General features: G+C 32.9%; 3 protein-coding genes. All 3 read right to left on the bottom strand.

The features are described 5' to 3' along the window. Positions 1-77 precede the first annotated feature (77 nt). The 3 genes from HOG71_15025 to HOG71_15015 all read right to left on the bottom strand — a co-directional run bounded on the left by HOG71_15025 (position 78) and on the right by HOG71_15015 (position 2,109). Positions 78-1,247 (bottom strand): CAP domain-containing protein, encoded by a 1,170-nt coding sequence (locus HOG71_15025; protein MBT5992160.1) that lies wholly within the window; start codon positions 1,245-1,247, stop codon positions 78-80. A gap of 103 nt (positions 1,248-1,350) precedes the next feature. After that, the gene (locus tag HOG71_15020) at positions 1,351-1,638 is read right to left on the bottom strand and encodes a TfoX/Sxy family protein (GenBank protein ID MBT5992159.1); all 288 of its coding nucleotides are present in this window, start codon (positions 1,636-1,638) and stop codon (positions 1,351-1,353) included. Between the two features lie 9 nt (positions 1,639-1,647). Continuing rightward, a complete protein-coding gene (locus tag HOG71_15015; protein ID MBT5992158.1) occupies positions 1,648-2,109 on the bottom strand; it encodes a nuclear transport factor 2 family protein in 462 nt (153 codons plus the stop codon). Between the last annotated feature and the right edge of the window lie 126 nt (positions 2,110-2,235).

The raw sequence follows: 2,235 nt of genomic DNA, 5'->3' as shown, positions 1-2,235 counted from the left end.
ATTCTGGTACGTTTTGAAACAAACAAAACTCATTGGAAAGCATTGCATCTATTGGCTTTTACAGTAATTTTATTGCGTCAACTTTGAACAACTTCAATTAGAAAAGCAGCAAAGACTTGAATCTTAGATTTCTTTCTTTTTAGTTTTATATAGAAACCATAATCCTTTAATTGAGTACTATCTATATTATTTTCTGAAATTATTTCTTTTATTATTTGCTGTTTAACTGATTCTTCTGAGAAGTATTCTTCGTTAACATCAAATGACACAATGTATTCTGTTGTTTTTGTATTTCTGGCTAGGAACCAAAATGGATTCCCTTCAGCTTTTGCAATTCGTTTAGCCAGATCTTTAGCAAAAAATGATTTATTGTGCCTCCTTTGTATAGATTCTGTTACATTATTATAAGCCATATAAATCACTTGCTTTTTGGCACATTGCTTTAATATTCGATCTTGTTTTTTAAGGATTTTATTCTCTGATTCAATATACTCAATGAATTGATTCTCAATATTTTTTCTTGATTGACCAATACTTATTTTTTTATATGTTTTTGACTTTTTCTCGCTTAATGTTTTGGTAGATTTCTCTTTCTTTTCTGCTAAATAGTTTGCCCAATAGTTTGATTTTGATAATGGATATCCAAATAAACTGGTTCCATAAACCCTGCTGTCAGATATTATAAAAGCAGCACCATGTAACTCATGACTTTTCGAAAGCATATTTCTATTGTGTCCGGGAGAGTTTTTCCATTGATTAAAAGAGGATTCTGCAATATTATGGGCTTTTTCGAGCTTACTTGATCCGTAACAACTGTAATTGTAAAGTGCATTTTCTCCACTCCAGTATAATCTAATTTCTTCCTGTGCATATTTTAATCTGTCACCAGGATCCTCTCCGGAAAAATACTTTTCATCAGTTGTTTCAGAGTGGCTTAACTCTTTGTGGTAACTCATGTAAATGTTATGATTACGGCAGGTTAACCACAATGTCTCATTCCATCCAAGTGTATCCAGGTTATTGCTTGCTCTGTATTCATTCAGGAGTTTGTGGAATTCAAAAGCTGCCAATCGCTCCAGATTCAGAATGGAATCCTGAGAATATTTCTGGATAAGTTTTTCTAATTCTATTTCTGTATAAATCTCAGCTTCCTGAGAATAGGCATGACTGATAAATAATAAACCAATTACGAATACAAAAAGGCTCAAAAAACTTAGTCGATATGAATTTATTATGATGGCTGACATTAATCGCTACAATTGATTTTAGGTATAAACAGATATAGCTCTATACCTTAAAACGTAGAATAGTAAAGTAAATTGGGACGAGAAGTTATAACCTAAATAGTTTTTATTTTGATTCTTTCAGAGGACCTTGAATGGTTAAAAAATCATAAAACTCTTTCAGCTCAAACTTTGAAATACCATCAAGTTTATGCCATCGAATACCTTGAACAGCTCCCTCCAGTGCGTATAGCATATTAATACAGGCTTCCTTATCAAATTGCCTGATTCTGAAAAATGCTTCTTTTGCTCCTACTGAATACAACTCTTGAGTATTGTTAATCCCGGCCTGCTTTAGTTTTGAAGCCAGTACTTGTGAAATGTTTGGCAGCTCAATTAAGTATTGATGATCCATCTGCTTGAATTATTCTTTGAGCAATAGTTTGCTAACCTCTTTCATCTTTTCGTTGGGAATGGTAACTGACAAAGTGTAATGGGCTATTTTCCAATGTTTTTTCTCTTTTACCAAAACGCCAGTGCCAATCCAGCAACCTGATTTTGTATAAAGCAACTCATCAAACCAAGCCATTTGTTTGCTGCTATGAACATAGATATTTCTGGAGTTTGCCTTTAACGACCAAGCTTTACCTCGATCAAAAAAGGGCTTTGCCCAAGCCTGAAATTCTGATTTTGTCCAGTTTTCTGAAGAATCAGTTCCGATGAATATGCCATCATCAGCAATCAGTTTAAAATAAGCATCTTCATTTGCCTCAGCAGCAGCCTTGTGCCAGTGATCAATAAGCTGCGAAAGTTCAGTTTGGAGGTTATTCTGACCAAAGAGAATGATTGGTGAAAGTGTCAATACAACTAAGATGAGTTTCTTCATATGAGTATTATTTCAGCAATTATACAATTTTACACTTTTTCAGTTTTACACTTTTTCAATTTAACAGTTTTTCAATTTAACAGTTTTTCAATTTAACAGTTTTTCAATTTAACAGTTTTTCAATTT

Source organism: Bacteroidota bacterium, from assembly GCA_018698135.1.
Taxonomy (GTDB): Bacteria; Bacteroidota; Bacteroidia; order CAILMK01; family JAAYUY01; genus JABINZ01.
This window is presented reverse-complemented; position numbering and strand designations above follow the sequence as displayed.